This is a genomic window from Pandoraea anhela, assembly GCF_902459655.1.
Classification (GTDB): Bacteria; Pseudomonadota; Gammaproteobacteria; order Burkholderiales; family Burkholderiaceae; genus Pandoraea; species Pandoraea anhela.
The window spans coordinates 127,032-149,183 of the sequence record NZ_CABPSB010000015.1 but is presented as its reverse complement, the minus strand read 5'-3'; the positions used below and the strand labels follow the sequence as shown (position 1 = coordinate 149,183).

Annotated in this window: 15 protein-coding genes and 4 tRNA genes; 18 read left to right on the top strand and 1 reads right to left on the bottom strand. The window is 60.4% G+C overall.

Translation table 11 applies throughout. The annotated features are described in order from the left end of the window. The first annotated feature begins 922 nt into the window (after window positions 1–922). The 15 genes from PAN31108_RS19245 (at window position 923) to PAN31108_RS19175 (ending at window position 17,589) form a co-directional block, all read left to right on the top strand. Entirely contained in the window at window positions 923–1,687 is a 765-nt protein-coding gene (locus PAN31108_RS19245) for a glycosyltransferase family 25 protein (protein WP_174995054.1), read from the top strand. Between the two features lie 161 nt (window positions 1,688–1,848). Next, window positions 1,849–1,934: transfer RNA gene (locus PAN31108_RS19240), tRNA-Tyr, on the top strand. 74 nt (window positions 1,935–2,008) lie between these two features. After that, window positions 2,009–2,082: transfer RNA gene (locus PAN31108_RS19235), tRNA-Gly, on the top strand. A gap of 34 nt (window positions 2,083–2,116) precedes the next feature. Next, a tRNA-Thr gene (locus tag PAN31108_RS19230) sits at window positions 2,117–2,191 on the top strand. Window positions 2,192–2,263: 72 nt separating this feature from the next. Further along, window positions 2,264–3,454 (top strand): elongation factor Tu, encoded by a 1,191-nt coding sequence (tuf, locus tag PAN31108_RS19225; protein WP_150670381.1) that lies wholly within the window; start codon window positions 2,264–2,266, stop codon window positions 3,452–3,454. 64 nt (window positions 3,455–3,518) lie between these two features. Beyond that, window positions 3,519–3,594 (top strand) — tRNA-Trp (locus PAN31108_RS19220). A 22-nt stretch (window positions 3,595–3,616) separates the two neighbouring features. Beyond that, on the top strand, window positions 3,617–3,997 hold the full coding sequence (gene secE / locus PAN31108_RS19215; protein WP_150670380.1) for a preprotein translocase subunit SecE: 381 nt from the start codon (window positions 3,617–3,619) through the stop codon (window positions 3,995–3,997). Between the two features lies 1 nt (window position 3,998). Further along, window positions 3,999–4,556 carry a transcription termination/antitermination protein NusG gene (nusG, locus tag PAN31108_RS19210; RefSeq protein WP_150670379.1) on the top strand — a complete coding sequence of 186 codons (558 nt, stop codon included), beginning with the start codon at window positions 3,999–4,001 and terminating at the stop codon, window positions 4,554–4,556. A gap of 144 nt (window positions 4,557–4,700) precedes the next feature. Further along, a complete protein-coding gene (gene rplK / locus PAN31108_RS19205; RefSeq protein WP_150670378.1) occupies window positions 4,701–5,132 on the top strand; it encodes a 50S ribosomal protein L11 in 432 nt (143 codons plus the stop codon). After that, window positions 5,132–5,827 (top strand): 50S ribosomal protein L1, encoded by a 696-nt coding sequence (gene rplA / locus PAN31108_RS19200; protein ID WP_069343893.1) that lies wholly within the window; start codon window positions 5,132–5,134, stop codon window positions 5,825–5,827. Before rplK ends, rplA begins: the two co-directional genes overlap by 1 nt. Window positions 5,828–6,148: 321 nt before the next feature. After that, the gene (gene rplJ, locus PAN31108_RS19195) at window positions 6,149–6,646 is read left to right on the top strand and encodes a 50S ribosomal protein L10 (RefSeq protein ID WP_010804162.1); all 498 of its coding nucleotides are present in this window, start codon (window positions 6,149–6,151) and stop codon (window positions 6,644–6,646) included. Window positions 6,647–6,706: 60 nt separating this feature from the next. Next, window positions 6,707–7,084: a 50S ribosomal protein L7/L12 gene (gene rplL, locus PAN31108_RS19190; RefSeq protein WP_023593799.1), complete on the top strand. Its 378-nt coding sequence runs from the start codon at window positions 6,707–6,709 to the stop codon at window positions 7,082–7,084. Between the two features lie 501 nt (window positions 7,085–7,585). Beyond that, window positions 7,586–11,692, top strand: a complete 4,107-nt coding sequence (gene rpoB, locus PAN31108_RS19185; RefSeq protein WP_150670377.1) for a DNA-directed RNA polymerase subunit beta — start codon at window positions 7,586–7,588, stop codon at window positions 11,690–11,692. Window positions 11,693–11,719: 27 nt separating this feature from the next. Continuing rightward, on the top strand, window positions 11,720–15,931 hold the full coding sequence (gene rpoC, locus PAN31108_RS19180; protein ID WP_150670376.1) for a DNA-directed RNA polymerase subunit beta': 4,212 nt from the start codon (window positions 11,720–11,722) through the stop codon (window positions 15,929–15,931). 233 nt (window positions 15,932–16,164) lie between these two features. Next, the gene (locus PAN31108_RS19175) at window positions 16,165–17,589 is read left to right on the top strand and encodes a mannose-1-phosphate guanylyltransferase/mannose-6-phosphate isomerase (RefSeq protein ID WP_150670375.1); all 1,425 of its coding nucleotides are present in this window, start codon (window positions 16,165–16,167) and stop codon (window positions 17,587–17,589) included. A 94-nt stretch (window positions 17,590–17,683) separates the two neighbouring features. Here PAN31108_RS19175 and PAN31108_RS19170 read toward each other — a convergent pair whose 3' ends face one another. Continuing rightward, window positions 17,684–19,858: a TonB-dependent receptor family protein gene (locus tag PAN31108_RS19170; RefSeq protein ID WP_150670374.1), complete on the bottom strand. Its 2,175-nt coding sequence runs from the start codon at window positions 19,856–19,858 to the stop codon at window positions 17,684–17,686. 267 nt (window positions 19,859–20,125) lie between these two features. Here PAN31108_RS19170 and PAN31108_RS26450 point away from each other — a divergent pair, with 267 nt between their 5' ends. The 3 genes from PAN31108_RS26450 (at window position 20,126) to hpaI (ending at window position 22,146) form a co-directional block, all read left to right on the top strand. Continuing rightward, window positions 20,126–20,269 carry a hypothetical protein gene (locus tag PAN31108_RS26450; RefSeq protein ID WP_174995053.1) on the top strand — a complete coding sequence of 48 codons (144 nt, stop codon included), beginning with the start codon at window positions 20,126–20,128 and terminating at the stop codon, window positions 20,267–20,269. Between the two features lie 73 nt (window positions 20,270–20,342). After that, a complete protein-coding gene (hpaH, locus tag PAN31108_RS19165; RefSeq protein ID WP_150670373.1) occupies window positions 20,343–21,152 on the top strand; it encodes a 2-oxo-hept-4-ene-1,7-dioate hydratase in 810 nt (269 codons plus the stop codon). 208 nt (window positions 21,153–21,360) lie between these two features. After that, the gene (gene hpaI / locus PAN31108_RS19160; protein ID WP_150670372.1) at window positions 21,361–22,146 is read left to right on the top strand and encodes a 4-hydroxy-2-oxoheptanedioate aldolase; all 786 of its coding nucleotides are present in this window, start codon (window positions 21,361–21,363) and stop codon (window positions 22,144–22,146) included. Window positions 22,147–22,152 lie beyond the last annotated feature (6 nt).

Sequence of the window (22,152 nt, the reverse complement as noted above, 5' to 3'; positions counted from 1 at the left end):
TCCTACCGCTTTCCAGGAGTTGGTTTAAAGGGACTTTGCTAGAAGCCCATTGGCCCGATTGAAGGGGGCATGTCACTGAGCGTCTGCGCCGTCGGGGCGTTGCGCTTCTTACGTTGGCTCGACAACGCCGGCGACTGTGCGTTGCTCTTTGACGGGATCGATTGCTGACCTAATGTGGCGCGAATGATGCGCTCGCGCGGGGTTGCACCTTCATCGTCTCGTGATGTTCTCCGGTTTCTCCCCCTTTGTTTTCGTTTGGTTCAAGCGTTGAGCTAATTTGGCGTTGCTCGTCCTCTGAGTGAAGGCGGCGTGATCAGTGTCCCCTCCTGGAAGTTCAAGGGAGCGTCTAGGCATCGGCTTCGACGGCCGCAGTGTCGGAGGAAACGCTCCGCTCACCCTCGAATCGCAATCGCACGACTCGCTCGCATGGCGCTCCCGCAATGTCCGCACGCCATCATCGATGGGGCGACAAAGATGCCTTCCAGACACACTGTCTGAGCGCTAACGTATCCATTGAAGTCATGACCGGATCGACGTCGGCTCGCATACGATCGCCCCTCCAGTGCGGGCGATTTATTGGTTTCGCCATGCTGCGCAAAGCCCTCAGGCAATTCATTGAGATGACTCAATGCGTTCAACGCTATCGTTTTGCGTCGACATGGCCATGTGTCGTACTTTCCCTGAAAAGGTGCTCGGCGTGCATGGGGCCGCCCATGTGGGCAAGCTTTTCAAGGCGTTTTCCGTGATTGGCGAGTCTGGTAATCAAGGTGATTGACGGTGCCGACAAACATCCGTGGCGCGGCCAATACCCACTTGAGGCTGATGGATAACCGCATTAAGTGACATGTTTGATGCGTATGCTCCTGCCGTTTCATATGGCAATCTCAGTCGGTGCAAGCCCGCCGGTCAGGCAAACAGAACGATGAACCAGTTGTCCAATCCGTCGGTGAAGCTTCCTCCCGTCATCGTCGTGTCGCTCGTTGATAGCCACGATCGGCGTGCACACATGGCTGTGGAGTTGAAGAGAGCTGGCGTTCCATTCCGGTTTTTCGACGCAGAGCGTCTCACAGACTATCCGCCGGCATATGACCTGACTACGCGACTGAAAACTTATTCGAGCCACCTGACACTCGGAGAAGTGGGTTGTTACGACAGCCACTATCGTATTTGGGAAGACCTCGCTCGCTCGAACGACGACATCTGGTGCGTATTGGAGGATGACATTGCCCTGGCCCCTGATTTCGCCAATCGTATTGTCATGGCGCTGAACGTCTCCGTGCATTGGGGCATCATGCGATTAGGGGATAGCAGGTCGGCCGGCCGTTGGAAGGTTGGCGAACTGCCGGACGGAAGTCTGCTCCACGATCATCGCAAACAACCGAGCGGCACGCAGGGTTATCTGATCCGGCGGAGCGCCGCGCTCACGCTATTGGATTACGGCAGGCGCATGGTGCACCCCGTAGACGACATGATCAATCGCAACTGGGAGCACGGTGTTCGGATGATCTCCATGTTCCCCGATATCGTGATGGATCGAGGGCATGACCTTGGCACGACGATCACGGGGCGTCGGAAGGCGAAACGATCGCTTGCACAAAAACTGCGTCGCGAGTTTCACATGGGCCGGGACAGTCTCAATCGTTATGTGGATGTATGGCGCAGGCGCTTGTTTGCCCGTGCGCGCTGATGTGAAAGGAGCTTCTTCCCGCGCTGCGTATTTTCAGAGAAATCAATAACTTGCCGCATGCATCGAAAATTTGATGAGGCGCAGGCACAAAAACTGCATATTTAATGCGTGGAAGGTGTTGACAAGGCGAGGGGACATCTCCATAATTGCAAATTCTCTGCGGAGGGGTGCCCGAGTGGCTAAAGGGGGCAGACTGTAAATCTGTTGGCTTACGCCTACGTTGGTTCGAATCCAACCTCCTCCACCAGAATGCGGAAGTAATGAGCGCCGGAAACCAGTGTTTTCGGCGCTTGTTACCAAGTGGCGAGAGTCGAAATCCAAGCGGGTGTAGCTCAATGGTAGAGCAGAAGCCTTCCAAGCTTATGACGAGGGTTCGATTCCCTTCACCCGCTCCAGGTGACGCGCAGACGAAGTAGCAGTACAGGATTCGCCCATGTGGCTCAGTGGTAGAGCACTCCCTTGGTAAGGGAGAGGTCGGCAGTTCGATCCTGCCCATGGGCACCAAAAGATAGTGTGAAGCGCGGCAATCAACATGCCGAGCAACCTCGGCAATAGATAACCCGTTAGGAGTCTGAAATGGCAAAGGAAAAATTCGAGCGGACTAAGCCGCACGTGAACGTCGGCACCATCGGTCACGTTGACCATGGCAAGACCACCCTGACGGCTGCTATCGCAACGGTTCTGTCGTCGAAGTTCGGCGGCGAAGCGAAGAAGTACGACGAAATCGACGCAGCACCGGAAGAAAAGGCACGCGGCATTACCATCAACACCGCGCACATCGAGTACGAAACGGCAAACCGCCACTACGCACACGTTGACTGCCCGGGCCACGCCGACTACGTCAAGAACATGATTACCGGTGCTGCCCAGATGGACGGCGCGATTCTGGTTTGCTCGGCAGCCGACGGTCCGATGCCGCAAACGCGCGAGCACATCCTGCTGGCGCGTCAGGTCGGTGTGCCGTACATCATCGTGTTCCTGAACAAGTGCGACATGGTCGACGACGCCGAGCTGCTCGAGCTGGTCGAAATGGAAGTTCGCGAACTCCTGTCGAAGTACGACTTCCCGGGCGACGATCTGCCGATCGTCAAGGGTTCGGCCAAGCTGGCGCTGGAAGGCGACAAGGGCGAACTCGGCGAAGTGGCTATTCTGGCTCTGGCTGAAGCCCTCGACACGTATATCCCGACGCCGGAGCGCGCCATCGACAAGGCATTCCTGATGCCGGTCGAAGACGTGTTCTCGATCTCGGGTCGCGGTACGGTGGTGACGGGTCGCGTTGAATCGGGCGTGGTCAAGGTCGGCGAAGAAATCGAAATCGTCGGTATCACCCCGACGGTCAAGACGACTTGCACGGGCGTTGAAATGTTCCGCAAGCTGCTCGACCAAGGTCAGGCTGGCGACAACGTCGGTATTCTGCTGCGCGGCACGAAGCGTGAAGAAGTTCAGCGTGGTCAGGTTCTGGCCAAGCCGGGTTCGATCACGCCGCACACGGACTTCACGGGCGAAGTGTACGTGCTGTCGAAGGATGAAGGTGGTCGTCACACCCCGTTCTTCAACAACTACCGTCCGCAGTTCTACTTCCGTACGACGGACGTGACGGGCTCGATCACCCTGCCGGAAGGCAAGGAAATGGTCATGCCGGGCGACAACGTTTCGATCTCGGTCAAGCTGATCGCTCCGATCGCCATGACTGAAGGTCTGCGTTTCGCAATCCGCGAAGGTGGCCGTACCGTCGGCGCCGGCGTGGTTGCAAAGATCGTAGCTTAAGCCGGTACCTTAACGGTCCGCGCTTACGGGGTCAGCTTTTGGCGGCTGGCCCCTCTGCTGTTTTAGGGGTATAGCTCAACTGGCAGAGCGTCGGTCTCCAAAACCGAAGGTTGGGGGTTCGATTCCCTCTGCCCCTGCCAAACAACTGTCTGCAAGCTGGAAATGGCGAATTCTCCCGTAGAAACTGTACATACGACTGGCGACAAGCTGCTGCTGGCACTGGCCGGGCTGCTGGTGATTGCGGGCGTCGTGGCGTTCTACGCCTTGGAGCAACAGGCACTGTACGTGCGCGTTGCGGCCATCGTCGTCGTTCTGGTCATCGCAGCTTTTGTGGCATTGATGTCGCAAACGGGTAAAGGCTTCATGGCCTTTGCCAAGGATGCGTATCGCGAAGTGGGTAAGGTCGTTTGGCCGACCCGTAAAGAGGCCGCCCAAACGACCGCGATTGTCTTCGCGTTCGTCATCGTCATGGCGCTGTATCTTTGGATTAGCGACAAGACGATCGAGTGGGCAGTGTTCTCTTTGATTCTGGGCTGGAAGTGATATGTCTGATACCGGAGCTGCACCGAGCAAGAAGCGCTGGTACGTCATTCATGCCTACTCCGGCATGGAGAAAAGCGTAGCCAAGCAGCTGCAAGAGCGCATTACGCGTCAGGGCATGCAAGACTACTTCGGCCAGATTCTTGTGCCGACGGAAGAAGTTGTTGAAACCACGGCTGGCCATAAGAAGGTCACCGAGCGTCGTTTCTTTCCCGGCTACGTGCTGTGCGAAATGGAAATGACGGACGAATCGTGGCACTTGGTGAAGAATACCCCCAAGGTCACGGGCTTTATCGGTGGTACCGGTAACCGCCCGATGCCGATTCGTCAGGCAGAAGTCGACAAAATCATGTCGCAAATCAAGGACGGGGTGGAAAAGCCGCGTCCCAAGACGTTGTTCGAGGTGGGCGAGTTGGTTCGAGTCAAGGATGGTCCTTTCACGGACTTCAATGGCTCGGTGGAAGAAGTGAACTACGAAAAATCCCGCCTCCGTGTTTCCGTCACCATCTTTGGACGGGCAACTCCGGTAGAACTGGAGTTCGGACAAGTCGAAAAGATCTAAGAATAAAATGCGCCGGCGCGACGTCCGGCGCGTTTTTGCGTTGGTGACACCCGTCGCCGAGGAGCGTCAGTAGCCAGTTTTCCGGTGAAAGCGCGCTATGACTCAACCCCGAATATGCGCCACATATTCGTTCCGGAGTAAACCATGGCAAAGAAAATCATCGGCTTTATCAAGCTGCAGATTCCTGCAGGTAAAGCCAACCCGTCGCCCCCCGTGGGCCCGGCCCTGGGTCAGCGTGGCCTGAACATCATGGAGTTCTGCAAGGCGTTCAACGCGCAAACGCAGAGCCTCGAGCCGGGTCTGCCGATTCCGGTGGTGATCACCGCTTTTGCGGACAAGAGCTTCACGTTCGTCCTGAAGACCCCGCCGGCGACGGTGCTGATCAAGAAGGCTGCCAACCTGCAAAAGGGTTCGAGCAAGCCGCACACCGACAAGGTGGGCAAGATCACCCGCGCACAAGCGGAAGAAATCGCGAAGACCAAGATGCCTGACCTTACCGCCGCCGATCTGGACGCAGCGGTTCGCACCATCGCTGGCAGCGCACGTTCGATGGGCATCACGGTGGAGGGTCTGTAATGGCTAAGATCTCGAAGCGTCAACAAGCACTGGCCGCCAAGGTCGACCGCAACAAGCTTTACCCGGTCGGCGACGCTCTGGCCCTGGTCAAGGAATGCGCAAGCGCCAAGTTCGACGAGTCGATCGACGTCGCCGTTCAACTGGGCGTGGACGCGAAGAAGTCGGACCAAGTGGTCCGCGGTTCGGTCGTTCTGCCGGCCGGTACCGGTAAGTCGGTTCGCGTGGCGGTTTTCGCCCAAGGCGAAAAGGCCGAGCAAGCCAAGGCTGCCGGCGCCGAAATCGTCGGTATGGAAGACCTGGCCGAGCAGATCAAGGCCGGCAACATGGACTTCGACATCGTGATCGCTTCGCCGGACACGATGCGTATCGTCGGTACGCTGGGTCAGATTCTCGGCCCGCGCGGCCTGATGCCGAACCCGAAGGTTGGCACGGTGACCCCGGACGTGGCCACGGCAGTGAAGAACGCCAAGGCTGGTCAGGTGCAGTTCCGCGTCGACAAGGCCGGTATCATCCACGCCACGATCGGTCGCGCCTCGTTCGAACCGGCAGCGCTGCAGCAGAACCTTTCGGCGCTGCTCGAAGCCCTGACGAAGTCGAAGCCGGCTTCGAGCAAGGGTGTCTACCTGCGCAAGATCGCCCTGTCGAGCACGATGGGCGTTGGCGTGCGTGTGGATCAGGCCAGCCTGTCCGCCTAAGCGACAAAATCGCAATCGCAGGGTGATGGCGTCCCCTGCGATGGCTGAGATCCTCGAGATCGAAAGCCTGTAGCAAAAGACTTTGGGCGGAAGCGGATTCTTCGGAAGTCGCTTCCGGTTATCAAAGACCGTTGGCGGGAATGGGCATTCACTGACACTCCCTTAATACGCCAGCCAACGCAGATGGCGAACCCGAACAAGTTATGCAGTCACGCCGTCGCACACGGGTAACCGGGTGTGGCGGTTGAAACTCCAGACATGTCGGTAAGCCGTTAGTGGAACGGCATCACCATGAGGTGATGTCAATTTTGGAGGTTAACCGTGGCACTCAATCTTGATGATAAGAAAGCCGTCGTGGCAGAAGTTTCGGCGCAAGTCGCCGGTGCTTCGACCATCGTTGTGGCTGAATATCGCGGAATCACGGTTGGCGATCTGACGAAGCTTCGCGCCAATGCGCGTCAGCAAGGCGTCTACCTGCGCGTTCTGAAGAACACGCTGGCACGCCGCGCGGTGGAAAACACCCCGTTTGCTGACCTGGCTGAGCAGATGACCGGTCCTCTGATCTACGGTATCTCGACGGATCCCGTAGCCGCTGCGAAAGTCCTGAACGACTTTTCGAAGGGCAACGACAAGTTGATCTTGAAGGCCGGCTCGTACGACGGCAAGGTGATGGACAAGGCAGGCGTGCAAGCGCTGGCCTCGATCCCGAGCCGCGACGAACTGCTCGCGAAGTTGCTGGGTGTCATGCAAGCGCCGGTTTCCGGCTTTGCTCGCGTCCTGGCTGCCGTGGCAGAGAAGAAGCAAGCGGAAGCTGCTTAATTCTCGCTTCGGTTACACGATCGCTGACTTCGGTCCGAACACAATCTAGGAGTTTTACAAATGGCAATCACGAAAGACGAAATCATCGAAGCCGTAGGCGCGATGTCGGTTATGGAACTGAACGACCTGGTCAAGGCGTTCGAAGAGAAGTTCGGCGTGTCGGCTGCTGCCCTGGCAGTGGCTGGCCCGGCAGGTGCTGGCGGCGGTGCTGCTGCTGCTGAAGAGCAAACCGAATTCAACGTCATCCTGGCAGAAGTCGGTGCGAACAAGGTCGGCGTCATTAAGGCCGTTCGCGAAATCACCGGCCTGGGCCTGAAGGAAGCCAAGGATCTGGTTGATGGCGCTCCGAAGGCTGTCAAGGAAGGCGTCGACAAGGCTGCTGCTGACGAAGCCAAGAAGAAGCTGGAAGAAGCCGGCGCCAAGGTCGAAGTTAAGTAATTCGGCTCTGCGCGTAGGGAAGGCTGGCGACGAAATGTCGTCAGCCTTTTTGTGCTTTCAGGAGATGCAAATCCCAAAATCGGGAATTCAAATTCGAAAGTCGGCGTGATCTTGCGCCAAGTCGTTGAAAGTTAGGCAATTTCGCCCTCAACGAAGAGTTGGCGATGTTTCAAACGCGTGTCCCGTGAGCGGGGTGTGCGAACAAGTGAGGTCCGTTGCGGCGACGCGGCGACCGAGAGGCCAAAGAAAAAATCGCGACGGAACGCGGAAAACGCGCCGTGACGGTTTTCTCTTTGTCTTCTGAAGCGACTGCAGAAGGCAAGTTTGGTCGGGCGACGGGCAACACAGGCATCCGTCGCCGTCAGCCAGCGGTTGGTAGCGGCCAACCACCAAGCTCGTTGCTCCACGGCAAGCCCGCCGTGGGGGACGTCTGGTCTCAGTCGATGAACACCCGTTGACGATGCCTGCCGTCGTCGTCAGCGTAGTGATTCGGAGATCGTAATGCACTATTCCTTCACCGAGAAGAAACGCATTCGCAAGAGTTTTGCGAAGCGTCCGACCGTGCACAAGGTGCCGTTTTTGCTGGCCACCCAGCTCGCCTCGTACACATCGTTCTTGCAAGCCGACGCGCTTGCATCGGAGCGGAAGCCGGAGGGTCTGCAAGCAGCCTTCTCCTCCATTTTCCCGATCGTTTCTCACAACGGGTTCGCACGCCTGGAGTTCGTCAGCTATCTGCTCGGCACTCCCGCGTTCGATGTCAAGGAATGTCAACAGCGCGGCCTGACCTTCTGCTCGGCCCTGCGCGCCAAGGTTCGTCTGGTGATCCTCGACAAGGAATCGCCGAACAAGCCGGTAGTGAAGGAAGTGAAGGAGCAGGAAGTGTACATGGGCGAAATTCCGCTCATGACCTCGACGGGTTCCTTCGTCATCAATGGCACGGAGCGTGTCATCGTCTCGCAGCTGCACCGTTCGCCGGGCGTGTTCTTCGAACACGACAAGGGCAAGACGCACAGCTCGGGCAAACTGCTCTTCTCCGCGCGTATCATCCCCTACCGCGGTTCGTGGCTCGACTTCGAATTCGATCCGAAGGACATCCTGTATTTCCGTGTCGACCGCCGTCGCAAGATGCCGGTCACGATCCTGCTCAAGGCCATCGGTCTGACGCCGGAACAGATCCTCGCGAACTTCTTCGTGTTCGACAACTTCAAGCTGATGCCGGAAGGCGCGCAGATGGAGTTCGTACCGGAGCGTCTGCGCGGTGAAGTCGCGCGTTTCGACATCACGGATCGCGAAGGCAAGGTCATCGTCCAGAAGGACAAGCGCGTCAACGCCAAGCACATCCGCGACCTGGAGAACGCCAACACCAAGTTCATCTCGGTGCCGGAAGACTATCTCCTCGGGCGCGTGCTCGCGAAGAACGTGATCGATGGCGACACCGGCGAAGTGATCGCCAACGCCAACGACGAAATCACCGAAAGCGTGCTGGTCAAGCTGCGCGAGTCGGGGGTGTCCGACATCCAGACGCTCTACACGAACGATCTGGATCAGGGCTCGTACATTTCGGCCACGCTGCGTATCGACGAAACCGCCGACCAGACGGCCGCGCGTATCGCGATCTACCGCATGATGCGCCCGGGCGAGCCGCCGACCGAAGATGCGGTCGAGGCCCTGTTCAACCGTCTGTTCTACAGCGAAGAAGCGTACGACCTGTCGAAGGTGGGTCGTATGAAGTTCAACCGCCGTGTGGGCCGCGACGAAGTGCTTGGACCGATGACGCTGGAAGACGACGACATTCTCGCGACCATCAAGATCCTCGTGGATCTGCGTAACGGCCGCGGCGAAGTCGACGACATCGACCACCTGGGTAATCGTCGTGTGCGTTGCGTCGGCGAACTGGCGGAGAACCAGTTCCGCGCCGGTCTGGTGCGTGTCGAGCGCGCTGTGAAGGAACGTCTGGGTCAGGCCGAGTCGGAAAACCTGATGCCGCACGACCTGATCAACAGTAAGCCGATTTCGTCGGCCATTCGCGAGTTCTTCGGTTCGTCGCAGCTGTCGCAGTTCATGGACCAGACCAACCCGCTGTCGGAAATCACGCACAAGCGTCGTGTCTCCGCACTGGGTCCGGGCGGTCTGACGCGCGAGCGTGCAGGCTTCGAAGTGCGCGACGTGCACCCGACCCACTACGGCCGCGTGTGCCCGATCGAGACGCCGGAAGGTCCGAACATCGGTCTGATCAACTCGCTGGCGCTGTACGCCCGCCTGAACGAATACGGCTTCCTCGAGACGCCGTATCGCAAGGTGGTGGACGGCAAGGTCACCGACCAGATCGACTATCTGTCGGCGATTGAAGAAGGTCGCTACGTGATCGCTCAGGCGAACGCGTCGATCGGCGCCAACGGCGAACTCACCGACGAACTGGTGTCGTCGCGTGAAGCCGGCGAAACGCTGATGGTCACGCCGGACCGCATCCAGTACATGGACGTGGCGCCGTCGCAGATCGTCTCGGTCGCTGCCTCGCTGATTCCGTTCCTCGAGCACGACGACGCGAACCGCGCCTTGATGGGTTCGAACATGCAGCGCCAGGCCGTGCCTTGCCTGCGTCCGGAAAAGGCGGTCGTCGGTACGGGTATCGAACGTACGGTGGCTGTCGACTCGGGTACGACCGTGCAGGCTTTCCGTGGCGGTGTGGTCGATTACGTCGACGCAGGCCGTGTGGTGATTCGCGTGAACGACGACGAAGCCGTTGCCGGTGAAGTCGGCGTGGACATCTACAACCTGATCAAGTACACGCGTTCGAACCAGAACACCAACATCAACCAGCGCCCGATCGTGGAAGTGGGCGACAAGGTGGCGCGCGGCGATGTGATCGCCGACGGCGCGTCGACCGATCTGGGTGAATTGGCGCTGGGTCAGAACATGCTGATCGCGTTCATGCCGTGGAACGGCTACAACTTCGAAGACTCGATCCTGATCTCGGAGCGTGTCGTTGCGGAAGACCGTTACACGTCGATCCACATCGAAGAGCTGAACGTGGTCGCTCGCGACACGAAGCTCGGACCGGAAGAAATCACGCGCGACATCTCGAACCTGGCGGAAGTGCAACTGAGCCGTCTGGACGAGTCGGGCATCGTGTACATCGGCGCGGAAGTCGAAGCCGGCGACGTGCTGGTGGGCAAGGTCACGCCGAAGGGCGAAACCCAGCTCACGCCGGAAGAGAAGCTGCTGCGCGCGATCTTCGGCGAGAAGGCCTCGGACGTGAAGGACACCTCGCTGCGCGTGCCGTCGGGCATGAGCGGCACCGTCATCGACGTGCAGGTGTTCACGCGTGAAGGCATTCAGCGCGACAAGCGCGCTCAGCAGATCATCGACGATGAACTGAAGGGCTATCGCCTGGACCTGAACGACCAGCTGCGTATCGTGGAAGGCGACGCATTCCAGCGTCTGGAGCGCTTCCTGGTGGGCAAGACCGCCAATGGCGGTCCGAAGAAGCTCGCCAAGGGCACCAAGATCACCAAGGAATACCTGGCCGATCTGGACCGCTACCACTGGTTCGACATTCGTCTGGCGGACGACGAAGGCGCGCAACAGCTCGAACAGATCAAGGAATCGATCGAGCAGAAACGTCACTCGTTCGACCTCGCCTTCGAAGAGAAGCGCAAGAAGCTCACGCAAGGCGACGAACTGCCGCCGGGCGTGCTGAAGATGGTCAAGGTGTACCTGGCGGTCAAGCGTCGTCTGCAGCCTGGCGACAAGATGGCCGGCCGTCACGGTAACAAGGGTGTGGTCTCGAAGATCGTGCCGATCGAGGATATGCCGTACATGGCCGACGGCCGTCCGGCAGACATCGTGCTCAACCCGCTCGGCGTGCCGTCGCGGATGAACGTGGGTCAGATTCTCGAATCGCACCTCGGCTGGGCGGCGAAGGGTCTGGGCTGGCGTATCGGCGAAATGCTGCAGGCGCATACCAAGGTCCAGGAAATTCGCAAGTTCCTGACGAAGATCTACAACGAGAGCGGTCAGCAAGAAGATATCGACAGCCTGTCGGACGACGAAGTCATGTCGCTCGCTCGCAACCTGCAGAACGGCGTGCCGTTCGCGACGCCGGTGTTCGATGGTGCGCATGAAGAGGAAATCCGTCGCATGCTGGATCTGGCGTTCCCGGATCACATCGCGAAGGAACTCGGCATGACCCCCTCGAAGAACCAGGTCACGCTGTTCGACGGTCGCACTGGCGAAGCCTTCGAGCGTACGGTCACCTGCGGCTTCATGCACATGCTCAAGCTGCACCACCTGGTCGACGACAAGATGCACGCCCGTTCGACCGGTCCGTACTCGCTGGTGACGCAACAGCCGTTGGGCGGTAAGGCTCAGTTCGGTGGTCAGCGCTTCGGTGAAATGGAAGTGTGGGCACTGGAAGCCTACGGCGCATCGTATGTGCTGCAGGAAATGCTGACGGTGAAGTCGGATGACGTGACGGGCCGTACGAAGGTGTACGAGAACCTCGTCAAGGGCGATCACGTGATCGATGCCGGTATGCCGGAGTCGTTCAACGTGCTGGTCAAGGAAATCCGTTCGCTCGGTATCGATATCGACCTGGAGCGCGGTTAATCGCGTTCAGGCAAATAGGAGAAAGCAATGAAAGCTTTGCTCGATCTATTCAAGCAAGTCCAGCAGGACGAACAGTTCGACGCGATCAAGATCGGTCTGGCTTCGCCGGACAAGATCCGCTCGTGGTCGTTCGGTGAAGTGAAGAAGCCGGAGACGATCAACTACCGGACGTTCAAGCCCGAGCGCGACGGCCTGTTCTGCGCAAAGATCTTCGGTCCGATCAAGGACTACGAATGCCTTTGCGGCAAGTACAAGCGTCTGAAGCACCGTGGCGTGATCTGCGAGAAGTGCGGCGTTGAAGTGACGCTGGCCAAGGTGCGCCGCGAGCGCATGGGCCACATCGAACTGGCCTCGCCGGTCGCGCACATCTGGTTCCTGAAGTCGCTCCCGTCGCGTCTGGGCATGGTGCTCGACATGACGCTGCGCGACATCGAACGCGTGCTGTACTTCGAAGCCTATGTGGTCCTCGAACCGGGCATGACGCCGCTCAAGCGTTGCCAGATCATGACCGAGGAGGATTACTACAACAAGGTCGAGGAATACGGCGACGAATTCCGTGCCGAGATGGGCGCGGAAGGCGTGCGCGAGCTGCTGCGCTCGATCGATATCGACCAGCAGGTCGAGCATCTGCGCGCCGAGCTGCAAGCCACGGGCTCGGAAGCCAAGATCAAGAAGTACGCCAAGCGCCTGAAGGTGCTCGAGGCATTCCAGCGCTCGGGCATCAAGCCCGAGTGGATGGTGCTCGAAGTGCTGCCGGTGCTGCCGCCCGAACTGCGCCCGCTGGTGCCGCTCGACGGTGGCCGCTTCGCGACCTCGGACCTGAACGATCTGTATCGCCGCGTCATCAACCGTAACAACCGTCTGAAGCGTCTGCTCGAGCTCAAGGCCCCGGACATCATCGTGCGCAACGAAAAGCGCATGTTGCAGGAATCGGTGGACTCGCTGCTCGACAACGGTCGTCGCGGCAAGGCGATGACCGGTGCGAACAAGCGTCCGCTCAAGTCGCTGGCCGACATGATCAAGGGTAAGAGCGGTCGTTTCCGTCAGAACCTGCTGGGTAAGCGCGTCGACTACTCGGGCCGTTCGGTGATTACCGTGGGCCCGACGCTCAAGCTGCATCAGTGCGGTCTGCCGAAGCTGATGGCGCTCGAACTCTTCAAGCCGTTCATCTTCCACAAGCTGGAAGTGATGGGCGTGGCCACGACCATCAAGGCCGCGAAGAAGGAAGTCGAGAACCAGACGCCGGTGGTGTGGGACATCCTCGAAGAGGTGATCCGCGAGCATCCGATCATGCTGAACCGCGCACCGACGCTGCACCGCCTGGGTATCCAGGCGTTCGAGCCGGTGCTGATCGAAGGCAAGGCAATTCAGCTTCACCCGCTGGTTTGCGCGGCGTTCAACGCCGACTTCGACGGTGACCAGATGGCCGTTCACGTGCCGCTGTCGCTCGAAGCGCAGATGGAAGCGCGTACCCTGATGCTGGCCTCGAACAACGTGTTGTTCCCGGCTAACGGCGATCCGTCGATCGTGCCGTCGCAGGATATCGTGCTGGGTCTGTACTACGCGACCCGCGACAAGATCAACGGCCGCGGCGAAGGCCTGTCGTTCATCGACGTCTCGGAAGTGCTGCGTGCGTACGACAACAAGGAAGTCGAACTGGCTTCGCGCGTGAACGTGCGTATCACGGAGTACACGGTCGATCCGGAAACGGGCGAGAAGACGCCGAAGATCACGCTGTATCCGACGACCGTCGGCCGTGCGATCCTGTCGGAAATTCTGCCGCCGGGCCTGCCGTTCTCGGTGCTGAACAAGTCGCTCAAGAAGAAGGAAATCTCGAAGCTGATCAACACGGCGTTCCGCCGCTGCGGTCTGCGCGAGACGGTGATCTTCGTCGACAAGCTGATGCAGTCGGGTTTCCGCCTGGCAACGCGCGCCGGTATCTCGATCTGCGTCGACGACATGCTCGTGCCGACGAAGAAGGAAGAGCTGATCGGCGAAGCGTCGAAGAAGGTCAAGGAATACGACCGTCAGTACATGTCGGGTCTGGTCACGGCGCAAGAGCGTTACAACAACGTCGTGGACATTTGGGGGGCTACCGGTGACGCCGTGGGTAAGGCGATGATGGAGCAGCTCTCGAAGGAAAAGACGATCGACCGCGACGGCAACGCCGTGGATCAGGAGTCGTTCAACTCGATTTACATGATGGCCGACTCCGGTGCTCGCGGTTCGAGCGCCCAGATTCGCCAGCTCGCCGGTATGCGTGGCCTGATGGCCAAGCCGGACGGCTCGATTATCGAGACGCCGATTACCGCGAACTTCCGCGAAGGCCTGAACGTGTTGCAGTACTTCATCTCGACCCACGGTGCACGTAAGGGTCTGGCCGATACGGCACTGAAGACGGCAAACTCGGGTTACCTGACGCGTCGTCTGGTGGACGTGACGCAGGATCTGGTCGTGGTCGAGGACGATTGCGGCACGAGCAACGGCGTGGCGATGAAGGCGCTGGTCGAGGGCGGTGAAGTGGTCGAAGCCCTGCGTGACCGTATCCTGGGTCGTGTGGCCGTGGCCGACGTCGTGAATCCGGAGACGCAAGAGACGGTGTACGAAGCCGGCACGCTGCTGGACGAAGACGTCGTCGAAATGATCGAAACGCTGGGTATCGACGAAGTGCGCGTGCGCACGCCGCTGACCTGCGATACGCGTTATGGTCTGTGCGCTGCCTGCTATGGCCGCGATCTGGGCCGTGGTACGCGTGTGAACGTCGGCGAAGCGGTCGGCGTGATCGCAGCACAGTCGATCGGTGAACCGGGCACGCAGCTCACGATGCGTACGTTCCACATCGGTGGTGCGGCCTCGCGTGCGGCAGTGGCCTCGTCGATCGAAGCCAAGTCGAACGGTACGGTGCGCTTCACGGCCACCATGCGTTACGTGACGAACGGCAAGGGCGAGCAGATCGCGATCTCGCGTTCGGGTGAAATCCTGATCACGGACGATCACGGTCGCGAGCGCGAGCGTCACAAGGTGCCGTACGGCGCCACGCTGCTGCAACTGGACGGTGCGCAGGTCAAGGCCGGCGCCCAACTGGGTACGTGGGATCCGCTGACGCGCCCGATCATTACCGAACACGGCGGCTATGCCAAGTTCGAGAATGTCGAGGAAGGTGTCACGGTCGCCAAGCAGATCGACGATGTGACGGGTCTGTCCACGCTGGTCGTGATCGATCCGAAGCGTCGCGGTCCGGCCTCGAAGAGCGTGCGTCCGCAGGTCAAGCTGCTCGACGAGAATGGTGTGGAAGTGAAGATCCCGGGGACCGATCACGCTGTGACGATCGGCTTCCAGGTGGGTGCACTGATCACCATCAAGGACGGTCAGCACGTGCCGGTGGGCGAAGTGCTCGCACGTATCCCGACCGAAGCGCAGAAGACCCGCGACATTACCGGGGGTCTGCCGCGCGTGGCCGAACTGTTCGAAGCGCGTGCACCGAAGGACGCCGGCATTCTGGCCGAAGTCACGGGTACCACGTCGTTCGGTAAGGACACGAAGGGCAAGCAGCGTCTGGTCATTACCGATCTGGACGGCAACCAGCACGAGTTCCTGATTCCGAAGGAAAAGCAGGTGCTGGTGCACGACGGTCAGGTGGTGAACAAGGGTGAAATGATCGTGGACGGCCCGGCCGACCCGCACGACATCCTGCGTTTGCAAGGTATCGAAGCGCTGGCGCGTTACATCGTCGACGAAGTTCAGGACGTGTACCGTTTGCAGGGTGTGAAGATCAACGACAAGCACATCGAGGTGATCGTTCGCCAGATGCTGCGTCGTGTGCAGATCGTCGATTCGGGCGATACGCGCTTCATCACCGGCGAACAGGTCGAACGCTCGGATATGCTCGACGAGAACGACGCGATGAATGCTCAGGACAAGCGTCCGGCGCAGTACGAGAACGTGCTGCTGGGTATTACGAAGGCGTCGCTGTCGACGGATTCGTTCATCTCGGCGGCATCGTTCCAGGAAACGACGCGCGTGCTGACCGAAGCGGCGATCATGGGCAAGAAGGACGACCTGCGTGGCCTGAAGGAAAACGTCATCGTCGGCCGTCTGATCCCGGCAGGTACGGGTCTGGCGTATCACAAGGCCCGCAAGGCCCGCGAGACGTCGGATCGCGAGCGTCACGACCAGATCGCTCTGGAAGAGGCATTCGCCCCGATCCCCACTTCGGTGGAAGAGCCGACGGCGGAGTAAGCAGGACCGCGGTCCCCGGGACGGCGGCGCTCGCGAAAGCGGGGGCTGCCGGACCGAGACGAAGCTTCACGAAGAACGGCACCCTTTGCGGGGTGCCGTTTTTCTTTTGAGCGACGGTAAAACGGCGCTCGATGTCATCGCAATGTTATTTTAAGTGCTTGAAGTAACGATATAATTTTCGCTTCCTCAAAGCGAGGTGTCGTCGGTTTCAACGACTTTCTACGATTCGGAACATGGCAATCACTCCTGTCATCCTGTGCGGCGGTAGCGGTACTCGGTTGTGGCCTTTGTCGCGGGCCAGCTATCCCAAGCAGTATCTCGCGCTTGCCGGTTCCGACACATTGCTCCAGCAGACGGTCAAACGCATCGGCGCGCTCGGTGGCGTCGCCGCACCGCTGATCATCTCCAACAACGAGCAGCGCTTTCTCGTGGCCGAACAGTTGCGCGCGATCGCAACGACGCCGAGCGCCATCGTGCTCGAACCCGTCGCGCGCAACACCGCGCCTGCGGTGGCGGCAGCTGCGCTGATCGCGCTGCGTCAGGATGCGCACGCCACGCTGCTCGTGTTGCCGTCCGATCATGCCATCGCGCACGAAGCGAAGTTCCACGACGCCGTGCGTGCCGCCAAAACGCTTGCCGACGAGGGGTATCTCGTCACCTTCGGTATCCCGCCGACGTCGCCGCATACCGGCTACGGTTACATTCGCCGGGGCGCCGCCACCCAGGTGTGTGCGAGCGGTTTCCAGATTGACCAGTTTGTTGAGAAACCCGATGCCACCAAGGCGGCGGGGCTGATCGCTGCCGGCAACTGCTACTGGAACAGCGGCATGTTCATGTTCAAGGCGTCGTCCTATCTGGGCGAACTCGAACGTCTCGCGCCGGAAATGCTCAAGCAAGTTACCGCCGCAGTGGACAATGGCGCGGTCGATATCGATTTCTTCCGTCTGGACAAGGCGAGCCTGGAAGCCTGTCCGTCGGACTCGATCGATTACGCTGTCATGGAGAAGGCGCGACATGCGGCCGTAGTCGATGCCGAAGGGCTGGGATGGAACGACATCGGGTCGTGGTCGGCGGTCGCGGAGATTGCCGAGCAGGACGCGCACGGCAATAGCCTGATCGGCGATGTCGTGGTGCACGGCGTCAAGAACAGTTACGTGCGCGGCGAGAGCCGCATGGTTGCCGCGATCGGGGTGGAGAACCTCGTGATCGTCGAGACGCCCGATGTCGTGATGGTCACCTCGAAGGACCATGTGCAGGACGTCAAGCGCGTGGTCGAGCAACTCATCGCCGACGGTCGCTCAGAGTCGGTGTTCCACCAGCGCGTGTTCCGTCCGTGGGGCGACTACGAAGGCATTTGTGTGGGCGATCGCTTCCAGGTGAAGAAGATCGTCGTGAAGCCGGGCGCATCGCTGAGCTTGCAGATGCACTTCCACCGCTCCGAGCATTGGGTGGTGGTCAAGGGCACGGCGCGGGTGGTGAACGGCGACACCACGATTCTGCTCACGGAGAATCAGTCGACGTATATCCCGGTGGGCACGACGCACCGTCTGGAAAACCCGGGGAAAGTGCCGCTGGAGCTGATCGAGGTCCAGTCCGGGGCGTATCTTGGCGAGGACGACATCGTGCGCTTCCAGGATGACTACGGCCGCACGAAGTAAGTCTGCGGCGGCGGCATCGTTCGCATCTTCCCATCAAAGGAAAACGGCTCACGCAATGTGAGCCGTTTCCTGTTTACCGCATGATCGATCCGGCTCAGAACCCGAAGTGCCCTTGCACATAGACCATGCGCGGCGCGCCCACCATGATGCCGCCATTCTGGTCGGTGTTGCGCGTATAGAAGCGCTTGTCGAACACGTTGTTCAGCCCCACCGTGATATCGGCGTTCTTGTAGAACGGTAACTTGTACATCGCCTGCAAATTCCACACGCGGTAGCCCGGCACCTTGCCGTTGGTACCGTCCGCCGATTGTGCCTCGGTGTTCGCGAGGTCGGCGTATTGCGAGCTTTGGTGCGTCGTCGAGACGTTGAACGTCCACTGACCGATCGCGTAGCGCGCGCCGAGCGTGTCGGTAAAGCGCGAATAGAACGGCACGTCGAGACCCGCAGTCGCCCCCGACTTCTGGATAGCGCGCACGTACGTGAAGTTCGCGTAAAGGTTCAGGCCGCGCAGCACGCTGTCCCGGTCGAAGGTGTAATCGAGCGCGGTTTCGATACCGTCGTGATTCGTCGCGCCGATGTTCTGGAAGGTCGCCGGGCTGACGTTCGGCACCTGGAGAATCTGGTTGTCGAACTTCATCTTGAAGGCCGTAAGCTCGGCCTTCCAGCGGGCATCCGTCCAGCGCGTGCCGATTTCATAGGTCCGGGCGACTTCCGGCTGTAGCGGGTTCGTTGCCGACATCGAGTTCAGTTGCGTGTTCTGCACTGGCCCGAACGACGTGCTGTAGTCCGCGAAGATGGTCCATGCGCTATTGACCAGGTACGACAGATTCACCGAGGGCAGCGGCTTGTTGTTATCCGTGCGGAAGGTGTTGCCGGAGGCTTTGTCGACGCGCTGCGACGCGATGAATTCGTAACGCACGCCGGGCGTGAAGCGCCAATTGCCCCATGCCATACGGTCGTCGATGTAGAAGGCGTTGGCGCTCGTGTAGTTGTAGAACGTGGTTGTCGTCGACGTCTTGCCGTTCGCGACATTGACGTTGAAGTTGTTGTCGTCGCCACGTTCGCGAATGAAGCGATAGCCCACCGTGACGTCATGTGCCGTGGGGCCGAAGAACAGGCGCTGGGTGTAGCGCGGTTCGATACCGAACGTCTGGTAGTTGCGCGGCTGGTGAATCGTGACGAGCGGCAGCACCGACAGGTTGGTGAGCGAACTCTGGCGGTAGCTTTCGTTGTAGAACGTGCGGATCTCGAATTCCTGCGTGTCGGAGATCGTATTCAGGTAGCCGAAGTCGAGACCGGTGCGGTTGCCGCTCCAGTAGTCGTTCGGACGCGTGTTCTGGAACGGATCGGCGTTGTACTGCGCAACGCTCAGGCCGCCGGGGGTCTTCGACTTGGCGTCGTAGTACGAAATCTTGCCGTACACCTGCTGGCTCGGCGTGATGTCGTATCGCCATTTCAACGCCACGTCGTTCACATTTTCATTGCTGCCCGTGCGCCAGTCGCGGCCGACCATGCCGGAATACAGCAGGGCGAGGCCCAGACCGTTATCCATTTGCGTGCCGAGGAACAGTCCGTACTGCGTGTTGGCGCCGCCGCCGGTCGTATAAATGTTCTCGCGAACGGTGGCGTCCGCCGTCAAACCCGACGTGCTCGGAATCGAGCGTGTCTTGAAGTTGATCACGCCACCGACGTTTTGCGGACCATAGCGCACCGCGCCCCCGCTGCGAACCACGTCGATGCTCTCGATGTTGAAAAGGCTCACCGGCGCGAAGGACAGTTGCGGCTGGCCGTAAGGGGCCACGGCCAGCGGAATGCCGTCGAGCAATACCGTCGAGCGCGGGCTGAAACGGCCCGCGAGACCGCGAACGCCGATGTTCAGCGAGATCGCGCTGCCGGCGGAACTGGAGTTGTCCGTCGCCTGCACCCCGGGAATGCGGCGCATAACGTCGCCGATGCTCGCCGCGCCTGACGCCTCGATCTGCTCCTTCTTCACGACCGTGCGCGCGCCGGGGAACGTCTTGGCGCTGTTGTCCAGCCCCGTGCCGAGCCAGTCGCCCGACACGTTGACGGCGCCGAGCTCGACATCGGCCTTCGCTTCGGCGGCGCTCTCTGCCTGCTGCGCGTGAGCCGCGCCGAGCGTTGCCATGAGCAGCGCTGCGGCGCAGGCGGTGGTGCGGGGAAGACGGGGATGGGAAGCGAAGCGGTGAATACCTTGGACGCTGGCGGCATCGGCGGCCGCTCGAGCACGGCGACTTACGGACATCTTCATCTTGGCTGACCTTCGTAACTGCAAATGTGTGGCGTGCGGCACCGCTGTTAGAGACGCGAGGCAGCGGCAGTCGAATCGTTTCGAGTAATACGTTGTAATAATGCGTCGCGGATTATAAATGCAAATCACTCTCATTTTTGATGGGGATAAGCGAGCGATGGTAGCGATTGCGCGTAAAAAGTGGCTGCAAGGCAGGTCACTGCCGAGAAAGCGCGATGTTATAGCGCAAAAGGCCTCGAAAATTGGGAAAAGTCGGAGGAAGTGCCAATGATCGGTTTTATCGATCCTGATTCATTAAACCGATTGATCTGTGGCGGCGATGCGACAGTTGGCGTGTCGCGGGAGGCAGGGGCGTCGACGGTGGGCGACGGATTATCCAGTTTTACTTATCAATCGCCCAGAATCGATTGATTGTTCACGGCGTGGCAGACCGCAAGAATAAGCGTCTCTCAGACGACGCACCACGATAACCGGAGACACCGAGATGCCCAAGCTCGACGCCTCGACCCATCAGGCCCTTGCCCGCGAGTTGCACGAGGCCGAGCGCACGCGCACGCCCGTGATGCAGTTCTCGCGCCGCTACCCCGAAATGACGATTGCCGACAGCTACGCGATTTCTCAGGCGTGGCTGGCGCTGAAGTTCGCCGAGGGGCGTCGCGTGATCGGTCACAAGATCGGGCTGACCTCGCGCGCGATGCAGGTCGCGGCGCAGATCACCGAACCGGATCACGGCACGCTGCTCGACGACATGCTCGTCGCCGACGGCGCGACGCTGGCGGCGTCGCGTTTCATCGTGCCGAGTCTGGAGGTGGAACTGGCGTTCATTCTCGCCAAGCCGCTCAAGGGGCCGGGCGTTACGCTGTTCGATGTGCTCGACGCCACCGCGTGGGTTACGCCGGCGCTCGAACTCATCGACGGGCGCATCGAATTGTTCGACCGCGACACCAAAGCGCCGCGCAAAGTCTTCGACACCATTGCCGACAACGCCGCGAATGCGGCCATCGTTCTCGGCGGGCGCCCTGTCAGGCCCGACGCCATCGACCTGCGCTGGGCGGGCGCGCTGCTCTATCGCAACGGCGTGATCGAAGAGTCGGGCCTGAGCGCGGCCGTGCTGAATCATCCTGGCAACGGCATCGCCTGGCTCGCGAACAAGCTCGGCGCCTTCGACGAAGGGTTGCAAGCCGGCGAGATCGTGCTGGCCGGGTCGTTCACGCGACCCGTGGCGTGCGCGGCGGGCGATGTCTTCCACGCCGACTACGGCCCGCTCGGCGCGATCGGCGTGCGCTTCGTCTGACGGCGGTTCGTGGCCGGATCGTTGCCGGCCCACTGCATCGATGCATCGACGCAATCGCGCCGACCGGGGCCAACCGGGGCCAACCGGGGCCAACCGGGGCCGACCGGGGCCGACCGGGGCCAATCCGCCACCCGAACCGATCGAGCCGATCAAGCCAATCGAACCAAGCGATCACATCAAGCACTGCGAGTGCAATGGAGCTAATCCCATGAAAACACCTCCGAATGCGTTCAAACAGGCGCTGGCACAAGGCAAGCGTCGGATCGGCTTATGGATGGGGCTCGCAACGCCTTATGCCGCCGAGCTCTGCGCAGGCAGCGGCTTTGACTGGCTGGTGATCGACGGCGAACACGCGCCCAACGATCTGCGCACCATGCTCGCGACGTTGCAGGCCGTCGCTCCTTATCCGACGCATCCGGTGGTGCGTTTGCCGCATGGCGATGCGGCGCTCATCAAGCAGGTGCTGGAAATCGGCGCGACGACGTTGCTCGTGCCGATGGTCGAGTCTGCCGCCATGGCACGCGATCTGGCGAGCGCCACGCGTTATCCGCCGCAAGGCACACGCGGCGTGGGCAGCGGTCTGGCGCGCTCGTCACGGTGGAATCGTTACGAGGACTATCTGCATGCCGCGAACGACACGACGTGTCTGCTCGTGCAGGTGGAGACGGCCGATGCGCTGGCGCAGGTCAACGAGATCGCCGCCGTTGACGGCGTGCACGGCGTGTTCATCGGGCCGGCCGACCTCGCGGCCTCGATGGGACACCTCGGTCAGGCAACGCATCCAGAGGTGCGCAAGGCGATCGAGGATGGCATTGCCCGTATCCGTCATGCAGGCAAGGCTGCGGGGATTCTGTGTGTCGATGAGACGCTGGCCCGTCACTACCTCGCCCTTGGGGTGACGTTCATTGCGGTGGGCGTCGACACGACGTTGCTCGCGAATGCGAGCCGGACACTGGCCGCGAAGTTTGCCGGCCCCGACGGCGCGAGCGCTTAGCGTGCA

Excerpts from the sequence above, each read along its gene's own strand:
- PAN31108_RS19245 (WP_174995054.1), top strand. The coding sequence starts at position 923 with ATGAACCAGTTGTCCAATCCGTCGGTGAAGCTTCCTCCCGTCATCGTC.
- tuf (WP_150670381.1), top strand. The coding sequence starts at position 2,264 with ATGGCAAAGGAAAAATTCGAGCGGACTAAGCCGCACGTGAACGTCGGC.
- secE (WP_150670380.1), top strand. The coding sequence starts at position 3,617 with ATGGCGAATTCTCCCGTAGAAACTGTACATACGACTGGCGACAAGCTG.
- nusG (WP_150670379.1), top strand. The coding sequence starts at position 3,999 with ATGTCTGATACCGGAGCTGCACCGAGCAAGAAGCGCTGGTACGTCATT.
- rplK (WP_150670378.1), top strand. The coding sequence starts at position 4,701 with ATGGCAAAGAAAATCATCGGCTTTATCAAGCTGCAGATTCCTGCAGGT.
- rplA (WP_069343893.1), top strand. The coding sequence starts at position 5,132 with ATGGCTAAGATCTCGAAGCGTCAACAAGCACTGGCCGCCAAGGTCGAC.
- rplL (WP_023593799.1), top strand. The coding sequence starts at position 6,707 with ATGGCAATCACGAAAGACGAAATCATCGAAGCCGTAGGCGCGATGTCG.
- rpoB (WP_150670377.1), top strand. The coding sequence starts at position 7,586 with ATGCACTATTCCTTCACCGAGAAGAAACGCATTCGCAAGAGTTTTGCG.
- rpoC (WP_150670376.1), top strand. The coding sequence starts at position 11,720 with ATGAAAGCTTTGCTCGATCTATTCAAGCAAGTCCAGCAGGACGAACAG.
- PAN31108_RS19175 (WP_150670375.1), top strand. The coding sequence starts at position 16,165 with ATGGCAATCACTCCTGTCATCCTGTGCGGCGGTAGCGGTACTCGGTTG.
- PAN31108_RS19170 (WP_150670374.1), bottom strand. The coding sequence starts at position 19,858 with ATGAAGATGTCCGTAAGTCGCCGTGCTCGAGCGGCCGCCGATGCCGCC.
- PAN31108_RS26450 (WP_174995053.1), top strand. The coding sequence starts at position 20,126 with ATGATCGGTTTTATCGATCCTGATTCATTAAACCGATTGATCTGTGGC.
- hpaH (WP_150670373.1), top strand. The coding sequence starts at position 20,343 with ATGCCCAAGCTCGACGCCTCGACCCATCAGGCCCTTGCCCGCGAGTTG.
- hpaI (WP_150670372.1), top strand. The coding sequence starts at position 21,361 with ATGAAAACACCTCCGAATGCGTTCAAACAGGCGCTGGCACAAGGCAAG.